Annotated in this window: 6 protein-coding genes; all 6 read left to right on the forward strand. The window is 28.7% G+C overall.

Annotation, left to right across the window (positions count from 1 at the left end):
• Positions 1-324 precede the first annotated feature (324 nt).
• The 6 genes from U9R42_01440 (at position 325) to U9R42_01465 (ending at position 5,543) form a co-directional block, all read left to right on the forward strand.
• Positions 325-636, forward strand: coding sequence for a hypothetical protein (locus U9R42_01440; GenBank protein MEA3494678.1), 312 nt, complete (start codon positions 325-327; stop codon positions 634-636).
• Positions 624-1,175 carry a hypothetical protein gene (locus tag U9R42_01445; protein MEA3494679.1) on the forward strand — a complete coding sequence of 184 codons (552 nt, stop codon included), beginning with the start codon at positions 624-626 and terminating at the stop codon, positions 1,173-1,175. Before U9R42_01440 ends, U9R42_01445 begins: the two co-directional genes overlap by 13 nt.
• Before the next feature lie 27 nt (positions 1,176-1,202).
• Entirely contained in the window at positions 1,203-1,835 is a 633-nt protein-coding gene (locus tag U9R42_01450; GenBank protein MEA3494680.1) for a hypothetical protein, read from the forward strand.
• Positions 1,832-3,136, forward strand: a complete 1,305-nt coding sequence (locus tag U9R42_01455) for an MBL fold metallo-hydrolase (GenBank protein MEA3494681.1) — start codon at positions 1,832-1,834, stop codon at positions 3,134-3,136. Before U9R42_01450 ends, U9R42_01455 begins: the two co-directional genes overlap by 4 nt.
• A gap of 621 nt (positions 3,137-3,757) precedes the next feature.
• A complete protein-coding gene (locus U9R42_01460; protein ID MEA3494682.1) occupies positions 3,758-4,612 on the forward strand; it encodes a hypothetical protein in 855 nt (284 codons plus the stop codon).
• A gap of 10 nt (positions 4,613-4,622) precedes the next feature.
• Positions 4,623-5,543 (forward strand): site-specific DNA-methyltransferase, encoded by a 921-nt coding sequence (locus U9R42_01465; GenBank protein MEA3494683.1) that lies wholly within the window; start codon positions 4,623-4,625, stop codon positions 5,541-5,543.
• Positions 5,544-5,623 lie beyond the last annotated feature (80 nt).

Below are 5,623 nucleotides of genomic sequence, written 5' to 3' on the forward strand. Positions count from 1 at the left end.
ATGAAGACTATGGCAGGACTGGGCAAAGGAAATTTTTTGCACATTACTAACGATGCTAAAGCAAAATCTATTTTAATAGAAGAAATAAAACTGAATTCTAAAATTGAAAATAAATAACTGCTCAATCTTATTTATTGGATTTATAAAATATTTATTTACATTTGTAACAATTAAATTAATAACAAAATGCAATCATATCTTTATATACCACGATATCTGCATCTTACAAAAGGGGTAACTATAGGTATAATGGAAATAAACACAATAGGGTTGCGTTTATTTACAAGTTGTAGGGCATTTAAAGAAACCAAAAAGTAAGAAGCAATGTATTTAGAAAATATAGAGATAGATGCAGTAAGAGCAGATGATGATCAATTTTGGAGAATTCATAGAATTCAGATGGTACTTGGTTATGCACAAGTACTTGCTGATATTGATAATAATGAAGAATATTACAAAAAATTAAATAGTGTCTATGAACATAAAGGCTTACTTTTTATTGATTGGAAAACAAAACCAACTAAAAAAGAGAAAGAATATTGGGATAAAGCATGGGAAAGTGTTGTTACGGATTATGAAGGCGATTTAATTGAACATACGGTAAACCATAAGGCAAAAGACAAATGGATAATATAAAAAAGGAGGGAAAAATGTTTAGCAATAAAAAAGATTTAATAAAAAGAATATCCGAAAAAAATGGAGATTTGGCAGAACTTTTTGAAAAATTTTTTAACACATTAACAGAAATCGCTACAGAAGTAGAACCCTTACAAATTGATCGTGATGCGTTGGAACAACAAATCAAAAATAGAAAAAAGAGAAATATTTATGAAGATCTAAATAATGCAATTGATCAAGTCACAGATAGAATTGGAGAAATAAATATAATTCCGGGCAAACCTGGAAGTTGTCATTCATTATGTGTAAGTAAATCATTCGGAAAATGGAATTCAAGAAAAGACGGTTTTAAAGGAATAGCTGAAAAAACTATTTCATATTGGTTAAACTGTAATATAAAAAATAAAGCAACTTTGATTTTTACATCTGCGTGGGATTCTATTGATTTTAATGAAAATTTTAGAACCACATTTGATGCACAAACAAGTAATTCGGATAAAACGGTTTGTGTTATTTTGGTAACAACAAGTGGTTTTTCAATACAATATTTGGGATAAAATAATTATATAAAAAAGGAATGTAAAATGACAAATAAAACAATTGATCAAATTAAAACCATTTGTAAAAAAGTGGGAACTAAGCTTATTCATATGTATAATCAAGGAAGTTCAGAGCAATTAATATTTCCTAATTATAGAACTGGTAATATTCGTATTAGCGAACAAGAAGCAAGGTTCTTATTTGCTAATGAAATAACAAAACAAACAAAATTGCATTATGCTATTGAAGTTCCAACTCAAAACCGATATTCTGATTTTTCAACTAAACCAATTGTTTATGATGAAAATACAAAAGGCGGTCGTTCTGGTGCAATTGATTTATCATTATACAATAAGAATACAGATCCAATTCCTGTTGCCAATATTGAATTTAAAAATGGTCAACCAAAACAATCTTCAATTACAAAAGATTTGTTGAAATTAGCTTACGAACCTCAAGAGATAGGAGTTTTTTTTCATATATTAGAAAATAGTAATAAAAACACTATAGATTCCCTTCTAAACAAAATCAATAATTCTATTTTGAAAATAACTAAATACAAGAATGATCAATTTTATTTATTCATAGTTATTTTAAAAAAGAAGACATGTTTTGAATATTTGGCAAACTTCAATAATAATAAAATTGGTGGAAATGACCTAATTCCAATAATATGAACCTTAAAATCCACAGAGGCACAAAAGAAATAGGCGGTTCGTGTGTAGAGGTATGGACTGACAAAACGAGAATATTAATTGATTTTGGTATGCCGTTAGTTAACAAAGATGGCACAGAATTTAACTTCTATAAATATAAAAAATTGTCAGTTAAAGAACTTATTGAAAAGAAAATTCTGCATGACATAAAAGGTCTTTATGAGCATGAAAAAGCAGAAATTGATGGAGTTGTTCTTTCGCATCCGCATCAAGATCATTATGGATTTATGAATTACATAAATAGTGATATTCCATTTTATCTTGGTGAAGCGACACACGAAATTATAAAAATTAGTAAAATATTTACACCTCAAAATGTTCATTTAGAAAACACAGAATATTTTAAAATGGAAAAAAAGTTTCAAATTGGCGATTTCACAATTACACCATTCCGAATGGATCATTCTGCTTTTGATTCTTATGCTTTTTTGATTGAAGCAGACGGAAAAAGTTTGTTTTATTCCGGTGATTTTCGTGGTCATGGAAGAGGAAAAAATTTCCTAAATTGGTTTACACATAATGCACCACAAAATGTAGATTATCTACTTCTCGAAGGTACAACTATTGGAAAAAAAGGTAAACCATTCAAAACAGAAGAAGAAATTCAAAAAGAACTAATCGAAGTTTTTAATCAGCCAAATAAAATAAATTTGGTCTGGACTTCCGGACAAAATATTGACAGATTGGTCTCAATATACAAAGCATGTAATAAAACAAATAAAATAATGGTTGTTGATGTTTATGTTGCAACGGTTTTGAAAAAGTTATCAAAATATGCTAGAATTCAATATCCATCTAATTCTTTTAAAAATTTGAAAGTAATGTTTCCATATTACGCAAGTGATAGATTGAGCAAGGAAGGAAATGTAAAAATATTGTATGAATTCAAGAAGTTAAAAATCGCAAAAAAAGATATAAGTAAAAAATCAAATGATATCGTAATGTTGGTTCGCCCATCTATGAAAGATGATTTGAAATTAATAACAAATATAGATGGTGGAAATTTAATTTATTCAATGTGGCTTGGTTATAAAAAGAAAGATTACACAAAAAATTTTCTAGATTATTTAGAATCCCGAAACTTTACAATCCACGATATTCATACAAGCGGACACGCGGATATAAGAACTTTGAAAAAATTAGTAAAATCAATAAAACCCAAAAACATAGTCCCAATTCATACATTTGAAGGAGATAAATATAAAGACATATTTAATGAACCAATTGTAGAATTAAAGGACGAAGAAATAAGACAAATATAATGACGAGATGAAGGAATATCAGCCCATAACACGTACTCATAAATAATAGCCGAAATAGTAGTAAATATGAGCATTGTAGCCTGCATAAAATTCAGTAGTAACTTGAAAATTTGGAGTTTTGAAATGCCAAACGCACCATATTTAAATCGCCAGACTGTCTAAAAACTATTAAAAAGCAATTATTTTAATAAGCCAACAAAATGTATGATTTTATAAAACAGCTATTTGGAGAATTACTGATTGGGTACAAATATCAATATTCGAGGTTATTAGACAAACTGTCGTTAGACTGTCTAAAAAAATCAACAATTTGTAGATAAAGATAATTTGCCACCAAAGGAATAATTTCTATTTTTATACTATGAAATTTATACAAGGAAAAGACAGAAGACAGGCATATATTTTTACAACATCACTAGAAGAGGCAATTCGAAAAACGCAACCTAAAAAAAGCAAATCATTTTTGAGCAAAGCAGAAATAGCTTTACATTTGACAAAAATTTAATCGGTGCTTAGGGTTATTAGACAGTCTGACGTTTTAGGGCATTTGGAGAAAGCAATTAAATACAAGAAACAGAGATATAAATATTATCTTTGTATTTTTAATTAAAGGAATAAAATATGAATTTTTGGAACATAGAAACTGAAAAGAAATTCTTTACTGAAGCAATGAAAAACTTTGCTTCACCAGAACAATTGTTTTATAAATTGACAGATGTGTATTTTGCATATGTTCCAAAAGGAAAAAGTGCAGAAGGTCAAACTTTACAAAGTAGAAATTCTCTGATTGGTCAATATACTGAAAAATGGTGTAAAGATTTTTTTCAACCTATTGCAAAAGAATTAGGTTTATTTGCAGTAAATAGTGTTGTTTGTCCTGAACTCGGATTAACAACCCAAAGTGATGCTGATTTAGCATTTTGCACAACAAATGAAACCTTACAAAAAGCAGAAAATATAAAATTGCTCTTTGAAATTAAAATGAGCATTGTAAACAATTATAAATTTGAGAATGACCAACTAAACTTAACTGGCGATTATAAAACTCATAAAGGTAATCCTTCAATCCTTCGTTCTGACTCTATGCTTAAAGCAATTGGGAAATCTATTAACATTAGAGTTCCTGAAACGGAATCAACGAAGATTCCAATAATAATTTTAGGAAACAGCCCAATAACAAAAAACTACTTAAAAAAAGTAGATTTTTTAAAAAAGGCTGGAATTATTCAAAGTTTTATATCTTTATACCCGAATCCAACAAATGATTTTATTGTAAACACGAAAGGTAAAGGTTTTCAGACTTTTAATGAGTATCAAAACTTAATCAATTACATTACAGAAGTAGTTAATTCCGATATGAATTTCTTTTCTTCAATGTTGCCTAAAAGAAAATTAGGACAAATAATAACCGTATCTGCAAAAGAAAAAGATGATGTTTCAAAAGCAGAAAAATTTTTAAGTTTAATTGGAGAATAAATTGGGAAAAATGAAAACTACATATAAAAGAAAAAAAGGAACAGAATCAAGTTCATTTGGAACAAATGGTAGAATAAATCACGATTCATCTAAATTTTATAATTCTAAATTATATAATAAATTAGCAAATAAAAAACAAGTTAACAAAGAGACAAATCTGATTCCAGAAAATATTCTAAATACAACAATATTGGGTTCGGCAGAAAATATGTCAATGATTCCTGATAATTCATTGCATTTAATGATTACATCACCACCCTACAATGTTTCAAAAGAATATGATGAAGACTTATCGTTAACTGAATATTTAGAAATGTTAAAAAATGTTTTTAATGAAACATATCGAGTTTTGCTTAATGGGGGGCGAGCGTGTATTAATGTTGCAAATCTTGGTAGAAAGCCCTACATCCCACTTTCAGACTATATTTCAAAAATGATGATTGATATTGGTTTTAATATGCGTGGAGAAATAATTTGGAATAAAGCGGCAAGTGCGAGTCCATCAACTGCTTGGGGAAGTTGGATGTCTGCTTCCAATCCAACATTAAGAGATATTCACGAATATATACTAGTGTTTTCAAAAGGAGATTACAAAAGAGACCGTAAGAAAAACGAAAAAGAGACAAAGCAAAACTCAATTTCGAGAGATGAGTTTATAGAATGGACAAAATCAATCTGGATTTTCAATGCAGAATCTGCAAGAAGAGTTGGACACCCAGCACCATTTCCGATTGACTTACCACATAGACTAATACAACTATATTCTTTTAAAACAGATATTATTTTAGACCCATTTATGGGTAGTGGAACAACTGGAATAGCAGCATTAAAAAGTGACAGAAAATATGTTGGATTTGAAATAAGTCAAGAATATATTGACTTAACAAAAAAGAGAACTGCACCTTTTGAAAATATGCTGAAACTTGACTGATGAAGGAAAAATGCACTACAACAATGTATATAAAAAATAGCCGAAATGGTAGTAGAATCAGGGTTTGTAGCCAGTTTGAA

The sequence above is a fragment of the Bacteroidota bacterium genome, assembly GCA_034723125.1.
Taxonomy (GTDB): domain Bacteria; phylum Bacteroidota; class Bacteroidia; order CAILMK01; family JAAYUY01; genus JAYEOP01.